We start from the raw sequence: 24,505 nt of genomic DNA, 5'->3' as shown, positions 1-24,505 counted from the left end.
GCGTCTGGTTTGAGTTTTAGAGACTACAGTCCCAAGGCTAGAGTTTCCCTACCGGCAGAATTGAATAGCTACCAAAGATTTTGAGCGTTTCGGTATAGGTGGATAATTCTTCTAAGGCAGATTGAACCGATGCCTCTGTAGTGTTCGCTTCCAAGTCAATAAAGAACAGATAGTCGCCAAGACTCCGCTTCGTCGGGCGAGATTCAATTCGACTCAAGTTAATGTCACGACTGGCAAACACTTGAAGCAGTTTGGCGAGTGCCCCAGGTACATTGGCAGGAACGCTGAACGCCAGAGAAGTACAATTGCCTCCGGTAGCGGGTTGTAAACTCAGCACCCAGAACCGCGTGTAGTTGTCAACATAATCATTAATCGGGCAAACCAGAATCGGTAGATTGTAGAGTTGAGCAGCTCTAGAGGAAGCGATCGCCCCCGCTGTTTTGTCCTCATCCAGATACTTGAGAGCTTCCGTCGTCGCATTTGTCGGTACCAGCTGCGCCTGCGGCAGAAACCGCTCCAGCCACCCCTGACACTGAGCCAAAGCCTGTGGGTGAGAATAAACGGTCTGAATTGCCTCTAAATTCGGCGCTCGTGACATCAGAGCATGAGAAATTGGCAGTACCAAAGCTTGTTGAATTTGCAGCGTATCCAGCTGCCACAGGGTATCCAACGTTGTCGTAACACTGCCCTCAACCGAATTTTCTACCGGCACCACAGCTAGATCCACTTGTCCCTGTGCTGCGGCTCGGAGTGTCTGAGCAATGCTGGGATAGGGACATAACAACGCTTCCTTTCCCATCTGGGTTAGCCAGCTAACATAAGCCAAAGCAGCGGCTTCTGCGTAAGTGCCAGGAGGTCCTAAGTGTGCAACGGATACGACCATTAAAGCTAGCCCTTTATTTTTCCGTGATAGTCATTCTGACACCTTTTTTACCTTTCTCAGAAAGTCGGTGCTAACGAGGCTGTCCCTCGCAAGGGATAGAGTGGAGCTACTTTATGCCCTATCCCAGTGTCTATTTCTTATGCCTCCGAAAGAGGAGATCTGCTTCATAAATTTTTATAATTACAAAATGCTTTAGTTAATGCCTTCTTTACTAGGACGGATTTTAGCTCCAGAAAAAATTCTGTCCGCTTTTTTAAGAACTGTAAAGTAAAATTAATTTAATTTAGCGTACAGAATTACATTCTGTTACCATCCTCTCATGCAAACTCAATTTGTTGCCTCCCAATCTGTTCAAATTGCTGTTCCGGAACAACCTGTTCCCATTCAGCATTATTTGCGCCAGCCCCAACGTCTTGTGCAGGCTCTAGTCGATCCGACTCGAATTGAACAACTCAGTGACGAGCTTTTTCGTTTGAAAATGCGTCCCTTAAGCTTTATGACCCTGAGCATTCAACCAATTGTGGATTTAAGAGTATGGGCAGAGTCGGATGGAACAGTTCATTTAACATCTACAAATTGCGAACTGCGCGGTGTTGAATATATCAACCAACGCTTTGCTCTCAATTTAATTGGTAAGCTTTCTCCGTGCGAATTGAATGGAACAACTCATCTCAAAGGAAAAGCAGATTTAGAGGTCAAAGTAGAGCTGCCGCCGCCTTTTTTGTTTACCCCTAAGCCGTTTTTAGAAGCGACTGGAAATGCGCTACTCAAAAGTGTACTGTTAACTATCAAACAACGATTGATGCATCAGTTACTTTTAGACTATCGTCGGTGGGCAAACGCTACTAATTCTCAGTCCTCTGCAATTAGCAATCAGCCTTCCGAAAGTTTTGAGTTTTGAAATTATTAGAGCGGTTTTGCTCGTTTTATCTGTTGTCTCAGCAATATGTTTGGATAAACCCGCTTGTACTCAATTGCTCAGGAGTAGGGCATCAGTAAATTGTTTTTATTGATTACCCACCCGACAGGGACTAAAAGACATTCGATGCAAGCGCGAAGGACCGTATTGTTGCAGAGCTAAGAGATGCGGAGCAGTACCGTAACCTTTATTAGCTGCTAAATGATAGGCAGGATACTGGGTGGCGAAACGCATGATTAAGTCGTCGCGCCACACTTTGGCAACAATGCTGGCCGCAGCAATGACCAGCGATCGCTCATCACCCTTCACAAGATTCTGTTGCGGTACCGCCAAGTCTGGCAGCGACCACTTCCCATCAACCAGACACATCTGCGGCTGCACCTTTAGCTTAGTGACAGCCCGCTTCATCGCCAATAACGACGCCTGCAAGATGTTGATCTGGTCAATTTCCTGATTGTTGGCATAGCCGATTTTCCAGTCAAGCGCGATCGCTTGAATGTGTTCTGCCAGTTTGCTGCGCCGATAGCTAGACAGCTGTTTGCTGTCTCTAACCCCAGCGGCTGCAAGTTCCTCAAAAGCAGACTTGGGTAGAATTACAGCCGCCGCTACCACCGGCCCAAATAAGGCTCCGCGCCCCACTTCATCCACACCGGCAACCAGTTCCCAATCGCCAGCTAACTCTGGCAGATCTGCTAGGTTGAAATTCGGTTTACGGATTCGCTTTACGACGGCGGGGGCATTTTGCACTTCCGGCGACACGATCTTTGACTCCTTGAGAATTTAGCTTCTGACGAATGAAGGATGAATCATAACAGTATGGAACTGAATTTTTAGGTAAATACCTACAGTCTTTCTCGTTTCATCCTTCATCCGGCGCATTAGCGCCGCTTCGCTAACATCCTTCAGCCTTCAGAAGCCTCCGTTGCAGAAGACCGACGACGACGCCGCCGGTTTATCACGGGGCTACTTTCGGCTTCATTAGAGGATGCAGAAGAAGCACTCTCCACAGTGTCTTCTTCCCTAGGGGCTTCTGGTTCGGACATCACCACAGGCATCACCAACTGAGTTGGTGGTTCCTCGTCCGTTGTCTCATCTCCCCCATCTCTCATCTCATCTTCCTCGTAGGCGGAGGATATATAAGAGAATTTCTCGTCAAGCGCGGACTCTACGCCAGGAATATCCCTATCTATGATGTTATCTATGACGCTGACAGCTTCCCTGCTTGGTTCTACAGACGGTGCATGTGCAGTTTGGGCAGACTCTCCGGGTAAGGTGACAGAAACAATCGCTGATTTAGGATTTTTGACCTGCCGATTCAGGAGTACCAACGGAGAAATTCCCATTAAAGCATAGATATCTTGTTGCTCTGGGGTCATTTCAATCGAAACAATCTCCGGCGGTTCAACTTCCTGCCTGGAAGGTTTAGGTCGCTCCGGTCTTGACGCCCGACGACCTTCTTCCACAGCGGGTAAAACGGGCAATGGCGCTGCTGTAAATACCTCGGTATCTCTCGATACTTCTGGTTCTGCCACCGGACTCTGTCTGAAATGATTCACTAGTGGCGGAGAAGTCGAGACTCGAACGGGATTTTTAGTGATTTCCTCTCTTGCAGGAGGTTCGCCAATACGGCGGCGACGACGACGGCGATTATTGTTATTGACTCCTCCCCGTTCCTGATAACTGGGATGATGCATCAAATCCATTGCGTCATCATCATCATCATCATCAACAGCTAAATCTAGGGCTTCGCTGCGACTTTCACGGATGTCTGGGAGGGGCATTTCCCGGACGCCAAGTTCGTTTCGTTCGTTTCGTTCGTTTCGATAAGGTGCCGTCCGGACTTCCCTTACAGGCACTGGCACAGAATGCTCGGAAATTTCCCCGCCATTTCGGGCAGGCTCACCGGGAAGGCGAACTTGATGCCCCAAGCCGCCGCAGGTCGGGCACGCCTGACTAAACAATTCGTAAATATTTTGACCTTGGCGCTTGCGGGTCAGTTCTACTAAGCCGAGTTCTGAGAGTTGAGCAATCTGCGGTCTTGCTTTATCTACTTTCAGTGCTTTGTTAAAGTGTTCCAGCACTTGCAGCTGGTCTCGCCGCTGATCCATGTCAATAAAGTCAACAATAATCACACCGGCGATATTCCGAAGCCGCAGTTGGCGGGCAATTTCCGTTGCTGCCTCGCTGTTTGTCCAAAGAACTGTTTCGCGGGCTGTTGCGGAGCGGGTAAAGGAACCGGAGTTAACATCGATGACCGTCAATGCTTCCGTCGGTTGAATGATAATGTAGCCACCAGAAGGAAGATCAACTCTGGGCTTGAGGGCTTCTCGAATCGCGGCATTGACGCGGAAGTATTCTAAAATCGGGAGACGCTCGCGGTGATGGTCGATCAAAACCCCTTCAGGCGATCGCCCTCCGCTCCAGCTAAGTAAGTATTGCTTAACTCGTTTGACTCCCGTGTGGGAATCTACCACAATGCGATTGACTTCCGCACTGTACATATCTCGCAGGACGCGCTGAATGAAATCATCGTCTCGATTCAACAGCGCTGGTGCCCTGGTGGAGTTTACCTCTTGCTGAATTGCCTCCCACTGTTTTTGCAGAGACTCTAAATCTTCAATGATGGCTTCTTCCGAGCGTCCTTCTGCTTCTGTCCGCACGATCAGCCCCATACCTGCGGGTTTAATCAGAACCGCTAACGCTCTTAGGCGGTTGCGTTCGCTCTCACTCTTGATTTGCCGAGACAGACTTACACCCCGTCCGAAGGGCATCAACACTACATAGCGTCCGGGTAAGCTGACGTTTCCGGTAAGCCGGGGGCCTTTGTTGCCCGTCGGCTCTTTCATCACTTGTACCAAGACTTTCTGCTGGGGTGTCAGCAGTTCTGTAATCGCACCCGCAGAGCGTTTTAGCCGCAACGGACCCAAGTCAGTAACATGAATAAAGCCATTGCGCTCTGTATCTCCAATGTTTACAAAGGCGGCATCTATCCCAGGTAAGACATTTTCAACAACGCCCAGATAAATGTCTCCAACTTGATGGTTGCCAGTCGCAACGACGAGTTCTTGAATTTGATCTTCCCAAAATACGGCAGCGATTCGATGCTGCTCTGCGATGATAATTTGCTTTGGCATTCAATTTCCTCAAAATTTGCAGCAAGCTGATAGCACAACAGACAGGCGGAAGTTGCTCACTGGCAGAAGGCGGAATGGAATGTATTCATTTATCCTTCCGTACCCTTCGAGGTACAACGAAGAGCGGCTCTTCGAGAAGACCTTCGGTCTACGCCCCACATCCTTCATCCTTTCGAGGTGACTCTCACTTTTGCTCAAAAAAAATAACAGTGTCAGCCTGAAACAACTCTGTACGGGCCGGTTTTGTTTTACCTTCTGGTTCAATGACAGCAGGGATAGATTCTAAACCCGCCCCTACCTAGAGAGAATAAAGGTGCGATCGCCCATAGTCACTGGAATCAGTAACCGACAAGCTGGGTCAACTCTTCCCCGATGAATTTAAGTTGCCAGTGCCATCCTTTTTCAAAAAGGTTGAACGCTGGACTTTGCCAAGAATGAACAGAAAGTCTCAAAGAAAAGCTAGCTGCGCGAGCGCCACCATGACAGGTTCACACGAGGGGCAACCCGATGGAGCCTCGATCCGCAATTGCTTCTATTGTGATGTATTATATCGCGCTGTTACGCCGATCGGACGTAACTTAGATTGGCAGTGGCGTTAGCCAGAACTTTCTCAGCCTAAGTTTGCAGATTTGGTTGCTTAACCGACAATCGAAGCTTGTCTACGCAGACTGGAAATCGTCGCGATCGCGTGCTGTGCGACTCGATCGATCTCCTCCGCGGTATTCTGCCGTCCAATCCCAAACCGCACCGACGCATAAGCCAAAAGTTCCGAGCGTCCCAGCGCCGTCAGAACGTGAGAGGGAGACACTTTGACAGAGGTACAAGCCGATCCAGAAGACACTGCCACTACTGGTTGCAATCCCAGCAAGAGCGCTGCTCCATCTACACCCTCGACACTGATATTAAGGTTTCCTGGTAATCGCTGGGTCGGATGTCCATTTAAATGAATCCCTGTCAAACCGCTCAGTTGCTGCCATAGGCGTTCCCGCAACTGGACGAGGCGTTGCGTCTGCGATTCCATTTCCGTGAGTCCGAGTTCTACTGCCTTAGCAAACCCAACAATTTGCGGTGTATAAAGAGTACCAGAGCGCATCCCCCGCTCATGTCCGCCTCCATGCATTTGGGGTGCCATTTGAACTCTAGGGTTGCGGCGTCGGACATAAAGAGCGCCGATTCCTTTCGGACCATAGACTTTATGGGCAGTCATTGACATCAGATCGATGTTCATCGCCGCTACATCTAGGGGAATTTTGGCAATTGCTTGGGCTGCATCCGTATGGAAAAGTACCTGATGCTGGCGACAAATTGCTCCAATTTCTGCCAACGGCTGTATAGTCCCAATTTCGTTATTCGCCGCCATCACCGAAACTAAAATCGTGTCCGGACGAATCGCTTTCTCTAACTGGGTTAAATCAATAAGTCCATCGCTTTGGACGGGGAGGAAAGTCACCTCAAAACCAAGCGATCGCAAATAATCACAAGGATCGAGAACCGCATTATGTTCCGTCTCTACAGCAATAATGTGGCGTCCTTTTTGAAAATAAGCTTCCGCGACGCCCTTAATTGCTAAATTATTTGCCTCCGTCGCACCGCTGGTAAAGACAATTTCTTCCGGTGTGGCGTTAATCGCGTCTGCCAAAATTGCTCTCGCTTGTTTGACAGCAGCTTCCGCTTCCCAGCCATAGACATGGGTAATACTGGCAGGGTTGCCAAAATGCTCGGTAAAGTAAGGCAGCATTGCCGCTAACACCCGCTCATCAAGAGGTGTCGTTGCATGGCAATCGAGATAAATAGGGCGCTGAGTCAATTGTTTCGTGGAATGGTTCACAATCCCATTTTGGCAAATTGTAGGTCTAGCGATTGAGGATACGATAGCCGTAGCCTCAGCTCGGTGCAGAAGGAGGTTCCCATGAGTCTGACTATCCAGGATTTAGAAAAACTGCAAGAAAAGTGGTGAATGTTTCAGGGCGATCGCTTTCTAGGTTTTCTAGAAAAATTATCCCAAGATCCTCAATATTTTAGGGCGACGATTGCCAAACCTCGATTTTCCCTTCCTCACCATTGCTGACCAGGGTTTTCCCATCAGGACTAAAAGTAACAGAATTAACAGCGCCTGAATGGTTAGAAATCGGGCTTTTTAGCTCTCCTGTTTGTGGATTCCACAGCTTGATTGTCTTGTCCCGACTTCCACTCGCGAGAGTCTGCCCATCGGGACTGAAAGCAACCGAATTAACATAGTCTTTATGGGCAAAAATAGTCCGTGTAGGGCTACATGGCTGTGCACCTTTACAACCCTTCAAAAGTTCTTGCAGATTCCATAGATAAACTTTGTCGGAAATGTTGCTAGTGGCGAGAATCTGACCATCTGGGCTAATAGCGACAGCAGGAACACCATTGTTTGAAGGCTCAGAGACGGTGCTAATCAGGGTACCTGTGGACAGATTCCACACTTTGATTGTTTTGTCATCGCTGCCACTGACAAGGGTTTGTCCATTTTGAGCGATCGCAACCGATAAAATAAAGCCTGAATGCCCCTTGAGAGTATTTTTCAGTTGCCCCGTGCCCAGATTCCACAGCTTGATTGTCTTGTCCTTACTCCCACTGGCGAGAGTTTGTCCATCTGGGCTAATCGCAATCGAATAAACCCGATCTTCAGACCCTGATTTGAGGGTTTGCAGTAGTTGCCCAGACTGCAAATTCCACACTTTAATGGTTCCGTCGCCACTACTACTTGCTATCTTCTGCCCATCAGGGCTGAAGGCGATAGAATAAACCCAGTCTGAATGACCTTTGAGGGTTTGCAGTTGTTGTCTCGTCCCTAAATTCCACAGCTTGATAGTGTTGTCATCACCACCGCTTGCGAGGGTTTGACCATCCGGGCTAATCGCAACCGAATAAACATTTTTTGAATTTCCAATAAAAGTATTGGCTAAAGCAATATTTTCTACCCGATCCCAAGAATTATTAAGTTGTTGCAACGACGGTGATGGACTATTTGCAATTTGTAATAAAGGTGATGAATTATTTTGTTTCGGAAAGTAGTAAATCCCCGCTGTTAGCGCGAAAGCAGTGGCAAGACCGACTCCAATTCCGATCAGCCAATGAGGTTTATTTCGAGGAGTCGCAACACCAGCATTGCTAATGGGTGTATCGACCGAGGATGTTGATAACTCAGCAACAGCATCCTGGATTGTTTGTGGCTGAGATGGGTCGGTTTGAGGTAATAGTGTAGAAGTGACAATTGGTTGAGTCGTGGCGGCTGGAGGCGTTAGGGTTTGTGTGGGTGGCACATGATAAGCCCCCGTTGACATTTGGGAATTAACCCATTGAAGTGCTTGCAAAGCTTCTGTTGCTGTTTGGTAGCGTTGACGGTGGTCATAGCGCACCATTTTGTCTAAAACATCGGCGAACGGCTGGCTGACTTGTACCTTATCCCGCCAAATCATCTCGCTGGTTGTCGGATCTTCTGGTAACTGGCTGGGTGGTATTCCTGTAATTGCTTGGATACCAATCATTCCCACTGCATAGATATCGCTGCAAAATCGCGGTTTGCCACCGAGTTGTTCGTTCGCCATGTAACCGGGCGAACCAATCGCAACCGTTAAAGTAGTATTCCTTTCAGAGTTAGTTTTTTGAGCGCTAACTTGTTTAACTGCCCCAAAGTCAATTAAAACGATCTTTCCATCTTGTTTGCGCCTAATTAAATTTGAAGGTTTGATATCGCGATGAATGACCTCTTGCTGATGAACAAATTCTAATATTTTTAAAATGTCTCCACAGAGGGTCATTACCTGATTTTCACTCAGATGCTTACCAACAGGTAACTCTTGCTTGAGTTCATGCCCTTCGATAAATTCTTGTACTAAATAGAACTCTTGCTCTTGTTCAAAATGAGCCAAAAGTTGGGGAATTTGATCGTGTTTTCCCAGCTTGTAGAGGACTTGGGCTTCTCGATCGAATAAACGCTGTGATACTTGTAAAGTTAAGGGGTCGGTAGCTTGGGGTTTAAGTTGCTTAACAACACACAGTGGATTTCCGGGTAGCTGCCAATCTTCAGCCAGGTAAGTTTGACCAAAACCCCCGCCTCCCAAGTGTTTGACGATGTAATAGCGACCACTGAGCGTTTTTCCCAGCATGACATTTGTACAGTGTAGTTGTCTGATAGTTTAGCCTTGGGAATCGGGAAATCCACAGAGTACGCGAACTGACAAGTCAGCGCTAGGCTAACCCCTCGCTTCGCATGAGCGCGATCGCTTTTCGCCCTCTTGTTTCCTCAGCCTTGATTCTCTACCCTTATTTCCCCAAGCTCCTCGCTTTAAGGCACGCTCCAAACCTTAATGGTTCCATCCAGGCTACTACTATAAATCGTCTGCCCATCCGGACTAATCGCAATTGCGAAAATCGTGTTGGAATGTCCCGTCAGGGTGCGAATCAATTCTCCAGTCCGCCGATTCCACAATTTTAGGCTGTTTTCCCTAGTACCACTGCCACTAAAGAGCGTCTGACCATCTAGACTAAGGGCAACCGCATACACCCCCCCAGAAAAAGAGCCATTCGGCAATCGAGATCCATGAGGAAACGTATTCAGCAGTTCGCCTGTTTGTAAATTCCACAATTTTGTAGTTCCATCTGGACTGCCACTGGCTAAGGTTTCACCATTCGAGCTAATCGCGATCGCCCTCACTGCCTCGATATGTCCCCCAAAGGTGCGGCGCAGTTCGCCCGTTTCCAAATTCCACACATTGATGTCATAAACGTTACTACTGACCAGCGTTTGTCCATCTGGACTAATGGCAACATTCCGAACGCCCTCATCTAGCCCTTCTTTGATCCCGATCAGCGATCGCACCAATTCACCTGTTTGCAAGTTCCACACTTTGATGGTCTTGTCCTGACTCCCGCTAACAAGGGTTCGTCCATCTCGGCTAATCGCAACGGAATACACATTTCCTAAATGCCCCCTCAGGGTGCGAAGCAGTTTCCCTGTTTGCAGGTTCCACACCTTAATTGTTTTATCGGCACTCCCGCTCACGAGGGTCTGACCATCCGAACTGATGGCAACAGAATAAACATATCCTGAATGCCCGGTTAGCGTGTGAATGATTTCTTTGCTGCGGACGTTTCTAATCTTAATCGTCTGGTCGAGACTGCTACTGACAAGGAACTGACCATCCGGGCTAATTGCAATCGATGTAACGCCGCCTGCATGACCGGGGAGGGTGTTGACTAAAGCAATTTCTTGTGGTTTTTCTCCAATGGTATGAGGTCTTTGAAAATAGAAAATTCCGACTGTCAGAACTAGAGCTGTAGCAATACCCGCGCCAATTCTTATTAGTACAGGAGCCTTGTTTTGGATAGTAGAAATCCCTTCTTCTTCAGACTTTGGTGGTGCTTCCTGAATAACCGATGTCGCCACAGAAGAATTTTGGCTTGTCGGTTGCCTTGCTGATGAGATTTGAATCGACAGCGTCTGCGTGACGGGTAGCAAAGAAGCAGTAGGTGATGACCTGACGTTATAAGGAGGGGGTGTCATCGGCTGCGTTACTAAGCCAGTATTGAGCTGCTGGAGCGCCTGCAAAGCTTCTATTGCTGTTTGGTAGCGTTGGCGGTAGTCATAGCGCACCATCTTGTCTAAAACGTCTAGTAGGGGCGCGGTATACCGCGTCCCTACCGGCAGGCGATCGCGCCATAAAATTTCACTGTTTTTAGAGTCTTCTGGCAGTTGAGATGGCGGTAATCCGGTAAGGGCTTGAATTCCCAGCATCCCTACAGCATAAATATCGCTGCTGAATCGGGGTTTACCACTGAGTTGTTCGTTTGCCATATAACCAGGCGAACCAATCACCACCGTTAAAGTTGTCTCCCCGGAAGGACTGACAGTCTCCGTGCCGACTTCTTTAACGGCTCCAAAATCAATCAAGACTAATTTGCTATCTTGCTTGCGCCTAATTAAGTTTGACGGCTTAATATCCCGGTGGATGACATCTTGCTGATGGACAAAAGCTAAGATTTCTAAAAGGTCTTGTAAAAGGACAAGGACTAAGTCCTCTTTCAGTTGCTTACCAACGGGTAATTCTTGCTTGAGTTCGTGCCCTTCGATGAATTCTTGTACTAAATAAAACTCTTGCTCCTCCTCAAAATGAGCTAAAAGTTGAGGAATTTGATTGTGATTCCCTAAGCGATAGAGGACTTGAACTTCCCGATCGAATAAACGTCTAGCTACCTCCAACGTTAATGAATCGTTAGCCTTGGGTTTGAGTTGCTTAACGACACATTGTGGATTGCCCGGTAGCTGCTGATCTTCGGCAAGGTAAGTTTGACCAAACCCCCCGCCTCCCAAGTGTTTGATGATTTGGTAGCGACCACTGAGCGTTTTTCCCAGCATGAGGTAGATGCAGTGTTCTGGCAGTTATTCTAGATTAGTCCCCAAGGCTCTGGTTTTGCTTGCCAGCCTTAGATGTTTTAACGCCCAACCGCTACCCCTGCAAGAGAAATCAGGAAACTCGTCCAGTTTCACAAGTCTAACTGAGTAGAAACATTCGTCTCGCTTTAGAGGACTCCTGACTCGTCCAGGAATGACAAGAGCCGTGAAAATGCAACAAATGAATGAAAGATAGAGTTGGACTTTGGCGCGATCGCATACCCTCCGGAAACCATTTAGGGCGACTCCCACATCATCATGGAAGAACGCCCTAGAAAATTTGATTTCAAAAAAATACTGAAATCGGGTAGTCGCTCGTCGAGCTACCCAACTTTGAACCCTAGCCTACTTTTTTTGCTGACTGCGGGAGTAGTCATCTTGAAAACGAACAATGTCATCTTCTCCTAAATATTCCCCATTCTGAACCTCGATTAATACTAGAGGAATGACACCAGGATTCTCTAGGCGATGAGTATGGCATTGAGGAACATAGGTCGATTGATTACTGCTAAGAGTCAGTTCTTGCTCGCCACAAACAACCTTCGCTGTGCCTGAAACCACGATCCAGTGTTCGCTACGGTGGTAGTGCATTTGCAGGCTGAGCCGGTGACCAGGCTTTACTTCAATACGCTTAATTTTGTAGCCTCGCCCTTCTTCCAGAATCGTGAAAGAACCCCAAGGGCGCAATTCCGTTGCAGCAATTCCGTTGGTGGCTATCGAACTGGGTAAAGGGAAGGCAGAAGTTTGAGAAATTTCTTGCGCCTGAGCCATTGATGTTTCTCCTTAAAACCGTTGCTTTGTCAGCATGGTGAATACATTTTGAGAATGGACGATTGTAGTGAGCGATCGCTGACACATTGAGGGAATCTTTGCCAAACATAGCAAATCAAACCAGGCTGTTGTAACCGTAAACTACTGAATCCTCGCAATCTACATCAAGTCTTCATAGAAGTTTTAACGGTTGACAAATTGGCTAAATCGTAAAAAAATCCTAAATCAGCGACTACCGGGTGGGCGGGAAGAAGATACCAAGACCGTTGTGAACGCGGGCAGCAGTAGAGGGAGGACGATCTAGGAGCTGTCCTCCTAAGTAGAGGCTGGTAGAGCTACCACCGTCAAGGTTGAGGGCGTCAATGATACCCATTTTTTGCATCAGGGCAGCCATTTCTCTCAAGGTAGGCCCAGTTCCACCAACGCGATTGTGAACGGCAACAATCATTAGGTTGCCGTCTGCGGTCGTTCCAATTGCACTGCGAATTGCGGCTTGCTTATCGAAAGCGTCGCTAAATTGCTCGCCTTTGGCATTCAGCACAATTTGCCGATTTTGCAACAAAAGGGGACCAGCACCAACAATGTGCGGGTAGCGGTTAAAGTCAGCAGGGACAGTAGCTCCCTCTACCCATACTTTCGTACCAAGCGGGAGAGAAGCGGCTGGTCCTCGGTTAGCGCGTAGGGTGAGTAAGAAACCATTGCGGGGAATGGGAAAGGCAGTTTTACCCGCAATCCCTCCGGGTAGAAGGCTCGTGACTTGGTTGTTCTGGACAACGACAATGATTTCATCATCAATGAGCGGCGTGTAGGTTGCTCCCCACTCCGGGGTATAGCGGGAAATGCCTGCCTTGACGTAGCCACTGTTGAGGAAAAAAATTGGCAACCGCGCACCCGTTGAGGTGATTAAAGTTTCTTGGAGCGCCAGACGCCCAATTTTCACCGCTCCCGTATCATTCCAGGCGATCGCGCCTCGATTCAGAATCGGCCCGGATAACCAGCGCCCATCCCGCCGAATTGCGCCTAAAGGTAGCTGGTTCTTGCGATTAAAAAAGCCCCCGTTGACTGCCGCCGAGGCGTGCCACATCTGGGCTGTCTCGCTCAGGGGAGCGACTCCCATCATCTTGGAAGGATGGCTCCAGATCGGTTTCATTTTAAAAAAGGGCAAGTTGACATCCCCCTGAAGACGGGGATTCAATATCAGCCCAACTACCGGAAATCGGGAAGAACCCAAACTCACATACTGCTGTTTCCAGCGGATTCCTTTCGCCCAAAGAATATCTCGCTCTACCATCGCCTCTGGTAGAAAATCGATAACCAATCGATTCGGGTTGGGTAGGGAGGAAAAGCGAGGAGACAGACCGGCTGGAATGTTGATACGGATTTGGGTTTGGTTCTGAATTGATTCCACCACTGGAGTCGGTAATTTCGAGCGATGGGGAAGTGGAACTATCGAGGGAATCTCTCCTTCTGTTTCCCTGTCCTTCTCTGCGACCTTCCCTTGCTTCGGAGCCTGTAGCAGCGGTACTGGAGCGGAAGAAAAACGCTGGAGGAGAGCGGGAGTAGCCACTGCATCCATTGTGACGACTAATTCTTCACCCTCTTTTCTCACTTGCCACGGCGTCGGACGATCGATCTCGATCGTCATGCGCGAACCCCTCGGTTGCAGTGCTGGTTGAATATCTGCCACTTGCGCTGGCTTAGAGGAAATCAAGAGCTTGGTGCCCTTTACCTCCATCTTCCAACCGGCTCTCTGGGCGAAATCGGTAATATCTAGATAGCGATACGACCCCACTGCCTGCGTCGCTAACATTAGCGGCTCCGTTGCCGGTTGGGAAAACCACTGTACCGGCTGTCTGGTGACATCTCCAGTATTTAAAAGCTCTACCCCCAATGTTTGACTCATCCCGGCGTCGCTAATTCCGGTACGGACAGACTCTCCCAGCCGCCACTGACTCCAAGTGGCTGGCAAGGTGCGACCGTTGATAGAAACTTGATAACCCAACCGAGAAATCTGAGGCGATGCTGAAGGCACCAACGCCTGTGTGGTTAGGGGCAATTCCGGTGCCGGTAATTTTTGAAGTTTCCCAGTGGGAGCTGCAACAGGCAACGCTTGACTGGGCAACTTGTTGGGCCTGCTGAGAGCGGCATAAAACTGTAATCCTTTGGGGGGAAGCTTGTGGGGGGCTACAGGTATCTGCTTGGCAGTCGGTGGTGCTATCTGGCTCTTTTCTTCGCTCTCCCGTGCCTTTAACACTGGCTCTTTAGTGCTTCCGACCGGGGAAGAAGTCGCCATGTAAACTGAGAGGGCAATAATGGACGGGAGCGAGAAAGCGATTAGGCGACCGGGGGCAATTATGCCCGCTACACCATCGAACGTCTCACTCTGTGACGTCGTTCTCCTGATCATTCGACAACATCAATAAAAATAGGGCGGCTCTTCTGTAGGGGCGTATTTGCCATACACCTGGATAGCGCTGGATGCGTGTCTACAGAGTCACGACTTCTAAAATAACTCAGCGCGTCAGCAGCACAACTATCAAAAAACAATGACTTTATCTTCTCAAGCCTGCTTTTTTAGCTTCATAATAAAAAGCATAACCGCAGGGTTCGGCAAGACGCTTTATTCAACAACTCAATAGGGCGAAGCATTCGCTCTCAAAGTAGCGGCTAAAAACATAGCCCAGTCTAGACTTGGTGTTGACGATAGCCCCTACAATTTGTTTGTCCTGGCTCTATGTCTTGGGGTCGCTTACCAGTCCCTTGACCAGCGTCGGGGATTTATATTAGGCGTCATTAAAAAATGATAAGATGTCTAATCCGTCACTCTTGCAGGCTGCTGGTATAGGAATCGGGTTAGAACGAGGTTCTTAACAGCACCTTGCGGGAAGCGATCGCTCTGACAACCAGTTTTGTCACCCTTGGCTCTAGCGCAAAAAAAGCAGAAAAAGTAGTAATGTCATTCAGTTGCAGCCTTCATGGTCAAATGGCATCTATATCTAGATAAGTCAGGCTTTGGAGGCATCACCTAGTCTCGGCGAGAGAAGACTGAAATGAGTGTTTAAATACATTGACGACGAGTTTTGTCATCGTTTGACAATTTTTAATCCTGTTGTTTAGTAAAGTCTTGCCACAGGGTTAGCAACCTGAGAACGGGAAATTTGTATCAGTAAGTAAAGGAAAAACGTGGATCAGCTCATGGAGAACAGGAGTGTGAATGATAATCATCAATTACAGGGAACGCTAAAGGGGGCAGAAACCTCTCCTGGCCCGCGATGGTTGGTAGAGGAACGTGATGCCTGCGGCGTCGGCTTCATCGCCAATCCGCAGGGAACGCCAGAGCATGAATTAGTCGAGAAGTCTTTATCTGCCCTGGCTTGTCTGGAACACCGGGGCGGTTGTAGTGCTGACCAGGATTCTGGGGATGGAGCCGGTTTGATGACCGCCATTCCGTGGGAACTGTTGGGTGAATGGTTGGCAACTCAAAGCATAGAAATGCCCCCGACTCAGCAGACAGGGGTGGCAATGGTATTTTTACCCCAAGATACCGAAGCTGCCAGCAGAGCCAAGGACATTGTTCGGAAAACTCTCGAACAGGAAGAATTAACTGTCTTGGGATGGCGAGAGGTGCCGGTACAGCCCCAGGTGCTTGGGATACAGGCAAAAGAGAACCAGCCACGAATCGAGCAGCTGATCTGTACCTCGACCCATTTACAGGGCGATGAACTGGAACGAAAGTTGTATTTGGCTCGCTGCCGTATCAGCAAGGCACTCAAGGCCAATAGCGACCTCGATCTAGAATGGTCTGAAGATTTTTACGTCTGTTCGTTCTCTAGCCGCACCATCGTTTATAAGGGCATGGTGCGCTCCGCCGTGCTGGGAGAATTTTATACAGATTTAAAAAATCCAGTTTATAAGAGCGCCTTTGCGGTCTATCACCGCCGCTTCAGCACCAACACCCTGCCCAAATGGCCTCTAGCCCAGCCAATGCGGCTTTTGGGGCACAACGGCGAGATTAATACGCTGTTGGGAAATATTAACTGGATGATGGCACGAGAGGCAGAGCTGAAGCACCCGCTTTGGGGAGAACGCATCAACGACCTCAAGCCACTCGTTCATCTCGATAATAGCGACTCGGCAACTCTTGATAACGTACTAGAGTTACTGGTACGCACGGGTCGGAGTCCTCTGGAAGCCTTGACGATTATGGTGCCAGAGGCGTACCAAAATCAGCCGGAATTGTTGGAGCGTCCAGAAATTGTTAATTTTTATGAATATTACAACGGGCTTCAGGAACCTTGGGATGGCCCAGCACTGCTAGTATTCAGCGACGGGAAAAAAGTAGGGGCGACCCTCGACCGTAACGGTCTGCGACCGGCTCGATACAGCATCACGCGGGATGGCTACGTCGTCGTCGCTTCCGAAGCAGGTGTAGTCGATTTGCCCGAAGCAGAGATTCTGGAAAAAGGTCGCTTGGGGCCAGGTCAAATGATCGCCGTTGACCTGGAAACCCACGAAGTTCAAAAAAATTGGGAGATTAAGGAACGGATTGCGGCTACCCATCCTTATGGAGAGTGGCTAGCGTCTCACCGACAAAATCTGGCAGCGGAGCCTTTTGCACCAGAACCAAAGCTGGATAATCAAACCTTGCTGCGCCAGCAAATTGCCTTTGGCTACACCACCGAAGATGTGGAAATGGTCATTGAGGAAATGGCGTCTTCTGGGAAAGAACCGACATTTTGCATGGGAGATGACATTCCCCTCGCAGTGCTGTCAGAAAAGCCGCATTTGCTTTATGACTATTTCAAGCAGCGCTTCGCCCAAGTGACAAATCCGCCAATTGACCCCCTGCGCGAAGGCATGGTGATGTCGCTATCGGTTTCTCTGGGTAAGCGGGGAAATCTCTTGGAAGTGAAACCAGAGTATGCCCGGTTGCTGAAGTTAGAGTCTCCGGTTCTGAATGAAGCACAACTAGAGCAAATCTGCGCTTCTTCTTTCGAGACAGAGCAGTTCTCAACGCTGTTTGAAATTGAGAAAGGGCCAGAAGGGCTAGAGGCAGCGGTTAGAAGCTTATGCGAAGCAGCGGCTCAAGCCGTCCGTGCTGGGAAAGAAATAATCATTCTAAGCGATCGCATAGCGAATGGTATTAGTGCCGAATCCAGCTATATTCCACCGCTCCTAGCTGTAGGGGCAGTACACCATCACTTGATCCAGCAGGGTCTGCGGACGAGGGCATCCCTAATTGTCGATACCGCTCAGTGTTGGAGTACGCACCACTTTGGTTGTCTAATTGGCTACGGTGCTTCTGCGGTTTGTCCTTATCTGTCTCTGGAAACCGTGCGTCATTGGTGGAGCGACAGCAAGACGCAAAATATGATGCAGCGGGGCAGAATCAAGAGTATTAGCTTAGAGCAGGCTCAAAAAAATTACTGCAAAGCGGTAGAAGCTGGATTGTTGAAAATTCTCTCAAAAATGGGGATTTCTCTACTGTCTAGCTATCAAGGGGCACAAATTTTTGAGGCAATTGGTATTGGAGGAGATTTGCTGAAGCTCGGCTTCGCGGGGACGGCGTCGCGCCTCGGTGGCTTGAGCGTAGCAGAACTTGCCCAAGAAGTGATGTCCTTCCATTCGGCGGCGTTCCCAGAAGTGCCGCGCAAAAAGCTGGAAAACTGTGGCTTTGTGCAGTACCGTCCGGGGGGCGAGTACCACATGAACAGCCCGGAAGTTGCCAAGTCGCTGCATCAGGCGGTGAAGAATCCGCAGTACGACCACTACGAAGTTTATCAAAAGCACTTGCAAGGGCGACCTGTAACGGCGCTCAGAGATTTGCTGGATCTAGAAAGCGATCGCGCCCCCATTCCACTGGCAGAAGTAGAGCCAGTCGAGGAAATTTTCAAGCGTTTCGCTACAGGTGGGATGTCTCTAGGGGCATTGTCGCGGGAAGCGCACGAAACCCTCGCGATCGCCATGAACCGCATCGGCGGTAAATCCAACTCTGGAGAAGGCGGCGAAGACCCAGTTCGTTACAAAGTTCTCGATGATGTCGATGAAATGGGTCATTCCCAGGTCTTACCGCATCTGAAAGGATTAAGGAATGGGGATACGGCTTCTTCTTCGATTAAGCAGGTTGCTAGCGGTCGCTTTGGCGTCACCCCTGAGTACCTGATGAGCGCCAAGCAAATTGAAATCAAAATCGCTCAAGGTGCCAAGCCGGGAGAAGGCGGTCAGCTACCGGGGACAAAAGTTAGCCCTTACATCGCCATGCTGCGCCGTTCCAAGCCTGGGGTGACGTTGATTTCGCCGCCGCCGCACCACGATATCTATTCCATTGAAGATTTGGCGCAGTTAATTTTTGACTTGCACCAAATTAACCCGAAAGCGGGAGTATCGGTGAAGCTGGTAGCAGAAGTTGGCATCGGTACCATCGCGGCTGGGGTCGCCAAAGCAAATGCCGATATTATCCAGATATCCGGTCACGATGGGGGTACGGGCGCTTCTCCGCTGTCGTCGATTAAACACGCCGGAAGCCCTTGGGAACTGGGGTTAACCGAAGTGCATCGCGTCCTCATGGAAAACAGCTTGCGCGATCGCGTGATTCTGCGAGTAGACGGTGGCTTTAAGAGTGGCTGGGATGTCGTTATTGCCGCTTTAATGGGCGGAGAAGAATACGGTTTCGGCTCAATTGCTATGATTGCCGAAGGCTGCATTATGGCGCGGATTTGTCATACCAATAACTGCCCTGTAGGCGTAGCTTCTCAGCAAGAAAACTTGCGGAAGCGCTTCCCCGGAATGCCAGAACACGTCGTCAACTTCTTCTACTTTGCAGCAGAAGAAGTGCGGAGTCTCTTGGCACGGTTGGGATATCGGTCGCTCAACGACATCATTGGTCGAGCCGACCTCTTGAAGGTGCGCCCAACGAAACTCACCAAGACACAGGCGCTGAATCTAGATTGCCTGACCCGTCTTCCCGATACCCGTGAAGACCGTTCCTGGCTGGTTCACGAGGCCGTTCATAGCAATGGCTCGGTTTTGGACGATCAACTGCTCAACGACCCGGAAGTTAAGGATGCGATCGCAAATCAGTCGAGCGTGACCAAAGCTGTAACCGTGGTAAATACAGACCGGACGGTTGGGGCAAGAATTGCGGGAGCGATCGCATCTCAATATGGAAACACCGGCTGGAGTGGCAGTCTTACCCTCAACTTCCAAGGCAGTGTGGGTCAAAGTTTTGGTGCCTTCAACCTCCCTGGCATCACTCTCAACCTGGAAGGTGAAGCAAATGATTACGTAGGCAAGGGGATGCATGGTGGCGAAATTGTCATCAAGCCGCCCCAGTCAGCTACCTACGATCCAGCCCAAAACGTGATTGTCGGCAACACCTGTCTCTACGGTGCCACGGGCGGCATCATGCTTGCCAATGGTCAAGCTGGTGAGCGCTTTGCCGTTCGCAATTCCAAGGGCATGGCGGTGATCGAAGGTGCAGGCGACCACTGTTGCGAATACATGACTGGCGGCGCGATTGTCGTCTTGGGCAGAGTCGGACGCAATGTGGGCGCGGGGATGACCGGGGGTTTAGCTTACTTCCTCGATGAGGATGGCAGCTTTACATCGAAGGTAAACCCAGAAATTGTCAAGCTGCAACGAGTCAGGACACCTGCCGGTGAGCAACAACTCAAAGAGCTGATTGAGCTGCACGCCGAACGTACAGGTAGCCAGAAAGCGAAAGATATTTTAGCCAACTGGGCTGAGTCTCTAGCCAAATTCTGGCAAGTTGTGCCTCCTTCCGAGGCTGATTCTCCAGAAGCCAATCCTGAAGCAACACCAGAAAAGGTGCTTAGCTCGGTGCAGTAAGCACTAAAAAGTGAAGGGGAACCATCGGGTTCCCCTTACCAGCATCATAGAGAAGAAATTTTCTCTATAAATTCTATAAATGCCGCTACATCGTACAGGTCAGCAGTAATGAAAGTGATGATTGATGAGTGAAAATAAATTTCTTTAATTCAAGACTCACCACTCAAAACTTAAAACTTTTTCCCAATCACCAGCCACCTCTGTATCGTGCCTGAAAAGAGGAAATATTCTCTTCCCTTATTCAGGTTTTGGAACAGCCGATTGAACTTTTGGAGGAACTCGTTTAGCAGCGGCTGCCAACTTAACTTCTTTGTCTTGCATCTCCATCAGTTCTGGCACCGTGACAAACCTGTAGCCACGCTTTTTGTATTCGGTGATTAATTGGGGTAAAGCCCGCACCGTGTGGTCTCGATTGCCACCTCCATCGTGCATCAGGACAATTCCGCCTGGTGTGATTCCAGTTAGCGCGTGCTTGATGAATAATGGCACCGAAGGACGGCTATAGTCTCTTGAATCAGAAGACCACATCACAACCGCGTAATTCTTCTTATGGGCGTAGGCAGCTAATCCGTTTTTAAGATGACCACCGGGTGGACGAAATAGAGTTGTCTTGATGCCTGTAGTTTGATAAATCATGTCGGATGTACGGTCAATTTCACTGGAAGCTCCAGTTTCGTTGAAGCGATGGTAAAGGTGGCTCCAAGTGTGATTGCCGATCGCGTGACCATCCAGGGAAACTTGACGCGCCAAATGGGGAAAATTTTTCACGTTCTTCCCCACCATAAAGAACGTTGCCTTGATGTTATTTTTCTTGAGGATTTCCAGCACTTCCAACGTGCTTTTAGGCCAAGGTCCGTCATCAAATGTCAGGGCAATGACTTTCTCTTTGCTGCTGAGGGTTACTTCCTGAAAGGTTTTGCCCTGAAATTGCGTAGGTACAGAAACCATCAGGCGTCTGTCTTGTGCCTCCTGTTCCAATCGAGAGAATACCTTTACAAATGCCTCATCTCGCTGTGCCTTTAAAGCTTGGATATCAATGCCACTTTTTTCGGGGGTGTGATGCCCCATTTTTTCAGTAGGGGATAGAAGAATTTCTGGATCGCTACCTTGTGGGTTTACTGGCAACATGAGACCAGCAATAAAACTACTAGCAGCCGCAGCCAGAGCAATTAATGTTGTTTTTTCCCGCCAGAGAAATCTGTCATACTTTGCCACGTTAAGTCCCCTCCACTCCTCCTTTCATCCGGGCGGCAATTCATCTGCCGCCACTTCCAGACACCATGCTTCTCAAAAATTTTTTCACAACTAGCGGCGCAACTTGCGCGAGCAAGACTGCTAGCTAGAGGACGTGCGTCTACTGTCCTTTGTTCGTCTCTAGAATCCCTGTCTAGAGCGCTAAAAGCTAGAAACTATATCATTTATCGTTAAATTGCTTATTTTTTGTACAGGGCAGTGAAGTCTGCCCTGTTGCAGGCTACAGCAGAATACTCACCAACCAGAAGTTAATCCGGGTTAAAGTTAGTTTTGACTGACCTTGTATTTTTGTTAAACCGTACATTCAGAAAGCAGCTGCTAGACAGGCACAGACAGCCTTTGATGATAAAGGCTGACAATTTGTGCAGTGACTTCGGCTATGCTCAGACCGTCGGTTTGGATCTCGATGGCATCGGCTGCCTTTCGCAGGGGTGCCAAGGCGCGGGTACTATCGCGGGTATCGCGTTCTTGAATGTCCCGCTCCAACTGCTCTAAACTGACTTCTGGCTGAGCTTGGTTTTTCAGGTCTTGCTGACGGCGTTGCGCCCGTGCTTGAGCGGAGGCGGTTAAGAAGATTTTGAGTTCCGCATCCGGGAAAACGTGGGTGCCGATGTCGCGTCCTTCGGCGACGACGCCTCCTTTTACTCCCCAGCGCTGCTGTTGTTTTACGAGTTCTCGGCGGACGTAGGGTTGAGCAGCGATCGCTGATACTTGAGCTGTGACTTCTCGCGAGCGAATTGCCTGGGTGACTTCGCGGTCATGAATCCAAACCCGCACTGGCGTCTGGAGGTCGTCACTGGTGCTTAGCTGAATCTGAGAACCGCTCGCTAATTCGGCGATCGCGGGTTCATCTTTGACGCTGGTTCCTGATTCCAGAACCAGCCAAGTCAGGGCGCGGTACATCGCCCCGGTGTCTAAATAAAGTAGTCCTAAAGACTGGGCAACCGTGCGGGCTACGGTCGATTTTCCTGCTCCGGCAGGGCCATCAATCGCCAGAATCGGCTGGCGATCGCGCAAAGTTACATTATCAATCAAACGGGTTGTTCCTAGCCGCGCCGCGATGCTTAACAGTCCCGCCTCGTCAACTTTTTCCAATCGCATGAGAGTTGTTGGGTGAACCAGTTCAATATACTCGATCTGTACCTCTGGGACGAGTGCAAATTCCTTTTGAGCTGCCTCAATGAGAACAATGCGATCGCGATCGCCCGATTTAAATTTCTTCTGCGCTTGCTGCAAGCCGCGATACAAGACAGACGCCTGCTCTTTCTGTTCAGCACTTAGATACTGATTGCGGGATGAGAGTGCCAGTCCCGACGCCTCCCTGACGATGGGACACCCGATAATCTCTACCGGCAAATTGAGATCCGCCACCAGACGCCGGATAATCGCCAGTTGCTGGGCATCTTTCTCGCCAAAATAAGCATGAGTCGGTTGTACCAGGTTCAATAGCTTCGCCACCACTGTCGCCACTCCCTGAAAGTGTCCGGGACGAGAGCGACCGCACAACAATGAGGTCATGCTCTCCGGTGGAACTACCTGAGTTAAGTCATTGGGAATGGGTAATTGGGAATCGGGAACAGGCGCAAGCGTCCTTTCCACATTCCTCATTCCGTACATTTCTTCAGGAGCGGGGGCAAAAATCGCATCTACCCCCGCTTGTTCGCACAATTGCCAATCCTGCTCTAGCCGACGAGGATATTGTTGAAAATCCTCTGTCGGGCCAAACTGTAACGGATTTACGAAGATGCTGACGATGACCCGATCGTTGTCGCGTCGAGCGTGTTGGATTAAGCTAAGATGCCCTGCGTGCAATGCTCCCATTGTCGGTACAAAACCGATTTTCAAGGGATGCCGGTATAAATCCAAGTAGCAGTGCAATCCAGCAGTTGTCGTAAACAGGCGCACCAAACCCCCCTTTTTTGGTTGTTAGTGGTTAGTAATTGGTTTTCGAGCAACTAACTACTAACCACTAACACTACTCTCTGCCCAGTAGTCTATCTCCAGAAAAGAGGATTGGGCGTTTTAGGTGAACAGGAGGTTCAATGTCAAGAGTCTGGGCTTAACACCTTTGTGGCTAAAAGTTTAGTTGTCATCAACTGCTACCTTCTGCGGTTTGCCCAGAATTTCTACACGCACGGGTGCCACACCACTGCTGATCATGCCTAGAACTCTAGCAGCCCCGGCTGACACGTCAATGATCCGACCCCGGATAAAAGGCCCGCGATCGTTGATTCGCACGACGACAGAACGCCCGTTGTTTGTGTTAGTCACGCGCACTTGGGTTCCAAAAGGTAAGGTACGGTGAGCCGCGGTCATTGCATTCTCATTAAATCTTTCACCGCTGGCACTTTGAGTGCCATTGCCAGCGTAACCATACCAGGATGCCATGCCCTTAAGCTCGGAGATGACTGGTCTGTAGGCAATGGCGTTCGATGGTTGTTGCACGACGCGCGATCGCTCGTTCGCGACTCTGGAAGCGCTAGGGCGCTTGGCAATCTGGCGCGGCTTGGGCTTAGATGTGGGTACACCTGCAATTGCCCGTAGCGGCGGCGCGTTCCCCATCAGGCGTCTCAGCCGATTGGTTGCTTGTAAGGCATCGGTGGCAACGTTACGAGTGGTGTCGGGCAATCTTGTTTTCCCGTTTACCTCCACCAGTTCCTCGCCATTCACTTTAATGCTGTAGTTGCTCTTGTCACCATTCCAAACGACTGCGATCGCTTTCGCATCCACTTGCTCTCGGCTCAACTGATTCAGCTTCGCAGCGACAGTAGTGGCTCGCCAAACCGGATCGTCTTGAGAAGTGTTGGCATCCGCTTGACGCGACCCGTCTAAAGTTCTCTGGGTTTCCCCTACTTTCGTGCTTTCTGCGGGAGCTTGACGGGAGCCGAGAAAGGTTAAAACTGGAATACTGCGGACATAGAGTGTTGCTGCCTGATACCCGTTTAACTCATGGGGAAGAATTTTAGCAACAACCGCCCGATCCATTGCGCTTGGACAAGGTTTTACTAAGCAACGGAGCGCGGCTTGAGACTGGTATTCTCCCAATTTGACACCGTTAGTCGGCTGAAGGTTTGACGGTGTTGAGAGTAAGGGCGAAGAGACTGCTTGCCGAAGGTCGTTTTTAGTCACTCTCGATTTGCTGGTCTGTTGCGCCTGAGAAACACGGGATTCGGAAGCTTGGTTAACCCCCTTGATTGACTCCGCATAACTAGATGTAGTCGTACCCAGGAGGGCAGTCGTTAAAAGGGTTGCAAACATTCCGAAACAAAATCTTT

General features: G+C 49.5%; 13 protein-coding genes. 2 read left to right on the top strand and 11 right to left on the bottom strand.

Annotation, left to right across the window (positions count from 1 at the left end; all coding sequences use genetic code 11):
• Positions 1 to 37 precede the first annotated feature (37 nt).
• The gene (gene pheA, locus NDI44_RS10135) at positions 38 to 883 is read right to left on the bottom strand and encodes a prephenate dehydratase (RefSeq protein ID WP_190415397.1); all 846 of its coding nucleotides are present in this window, start codon (positions 881 to 883) and stop codon (positions 38 to 40) included.
• Between the two features lie 319 nt (positions 884 to 1,202).
• On the opposite strand from pheA, the gene NDI44_RS10130 reads away from it, so the two are divergent.
• Complete coding sequence (locus tag NDI44_RS10130; protein WP_190415395.1) at positions 1,203 to 1,784, top strand: DUF1997 domain-containing protein; 582 nt, start codon at positions 1,203 to 1,205, stop codon at positions 1,782 to 1,784.
• A gap of 105 nt (positions 1,785 to 1,889) precedes the next feature.
• On the opposite strand, the gene NDI44_RS10125 is transcribed toward NDI44_RS10130, so the two are convergent.
• From NDI44_RS10125 to NDI44_RS10095, 7 genes are all read right to left on the bottom strand, one after another.
• A complete protein-coding gene (locus NDI44_RS10125; RefSeq protein ID WP_199299825.1) occupies positions 1,890 to 2,489 on the bottom strand; it encodes a ribonuclease HII in 600 nt (199 codons plus the stop codon).
• Between the two features lie 215 nt (positions 2,490 to 2,704).
• On the bottom strand, positions 2,705 to 4,936 hold the full coding sequence (locus NDI44_RS10120; RefSeq protein WP_190415393.1) for an Rne/Rng family ribonuclease: 2,232 nt from the start codon (positions 4,934 to 4,936) through the stop codon (positions 2,705 to 2,707).
• A 637-nt stretch (positions 4,937 to 5,573) separates the two neighbouring features.
• Positions 5,574 to 6,743, bottom strand: coding sequence for an IscS subfamily cysteine desulfurase (locus tag NDI44_RS10115; RefSeq protein WP_190415391.1), 1,170 nt, complete (start codon positions 6,741 to 6,743; stop codon positions 5,574 to 5,576).
• 211 nt (positions 6,744 to 6,954) lie between these two features.
• Positions 6,955 to 9,072, bottom strand: coding sequence for a serine/threonine-protein kinase (locus tag NDI44_RS10110; RefSeq protein ID WP_190415389.1), 2,118 nt, complete (start codon positions 9,070 to 9,072; stop codon positions 6,955 to 6,957).
• A 179-nt stretch (positions 9,073 to 9,251) separates the two neighbouring features.
• Positions 9,252 to 11,321 (bottom strand): serine/threonine-protein kinase, encoded by a 2,070-nt coding sequence (locus NDI44_RS10105; RefSeq protein WP_190415387.1) that lies wholly within the window; start codon positions 11,319 to 11,321, stop codon positions 9,252 to 9,254.
• Between the two features lie 381 nt (positions 11,322 to 11,702).
• Positions 11,703 to 12,128, bottom strand: a complete 426-nt coding sequence (locus tag NDI44_RS10100) for a phosphomannose isomerase type II C-terminal cupin domain (RefSeq protein ID WP_190415385.1) — start codon at positions 12,126 to 12,128, stop codon at positions 11,703 to 11,705.
• Positions 12,129 to 12,360: 232 nt separating this feature from the next.
• Complete coding sequence (locus NDI44_RS10095) at positions 12,361 to 14,535, bottom strand: phosphodiester glycosidase family protein (RefSeq protein ID WP_242037183.1); 2,175 nt, start codon at positions 14,533 to 14,535, stop codon at positions 12,361 to 12,363.
• 788 nt (positions 14,536 to 15,323) lie between these two features.
• Between NDI44_RS10095 and NDI44_RS10090 the strand changes: the two genes are divergently transcribed.
• A complete protein-coding gene (locus NDI44_RS10090) occupies positions 15,324 to 19,976 on the top strand; it encodes a glutamate synthase-related protein (RefSeq protein WP_190415383.1) in 4,653 nt (1,550 codons plus the stop codon).
• Positions 19,977 to 20,213: 237 nt separating this feature from the next.
• Here the strand turns inward: NDI44_RS10090 and NDI44_RS10085 are convergent, their stop codons facing one another.
• The 3 genes from NDI44_RS10085 to NDI44_RS10075 form a co-directional block, all read right to left on the bottom strand.
• The gene (locus NDI44_RS10085; RefSeq protein ID WP_339380555.1) at positions 20,214 to 21,191 is read right to left on the bottom strand and encodes a polysaccharide deacetylase family protein; all 978 of its coding nucleotides are present in this window, start codon (positions 21,189 to 21,191) and stop codon (positions 20,214 to 20,216) included.
• A 357-nt stretch (positions 21,192 to 21,548) separates the two neighbouring features.
• A complete protein-coding gene (locus NDI44_RS10080; RefSeq protein ID WP_190415714.1) occupies positions 21,549 to 23,135 on the bottom strand; it encodes a bifunctional pantoate--beta-alanine ligase/(d)CMP kinase in 1,587 nt (528 codons plus the stop codon).
• 177 nt (positions 23,136 to 23,312) lie between these two features.
• A complete protein-coding gene (locus NDI44_RS10075; protein ID WP_348235271.1) occupies positions 23,313 to 24,488 on the bottom strand; it encodes a septal ring lytic transglycosylase RlpA family protein in 1,176 nt (391 codons plus the stop codon).
• Positions 24,489 to 24,505 lie beyond the last annotated feature (17 nt).

The organism is Trichocoleus sp. DQ-A3, from assembly GCF_039961975.1.
In the GTDB taxonomy this organism is placed as follows: Bacteria; Cyanobacteriota; Cyanobacteriia; order Cyanobacteriales; family FACHB-T130; genus FACHB-T130.
Note: the sequence above shows the minus strand (reverse complement) of the source record. Positions and strands in the feature narration are given on the sequence as shown.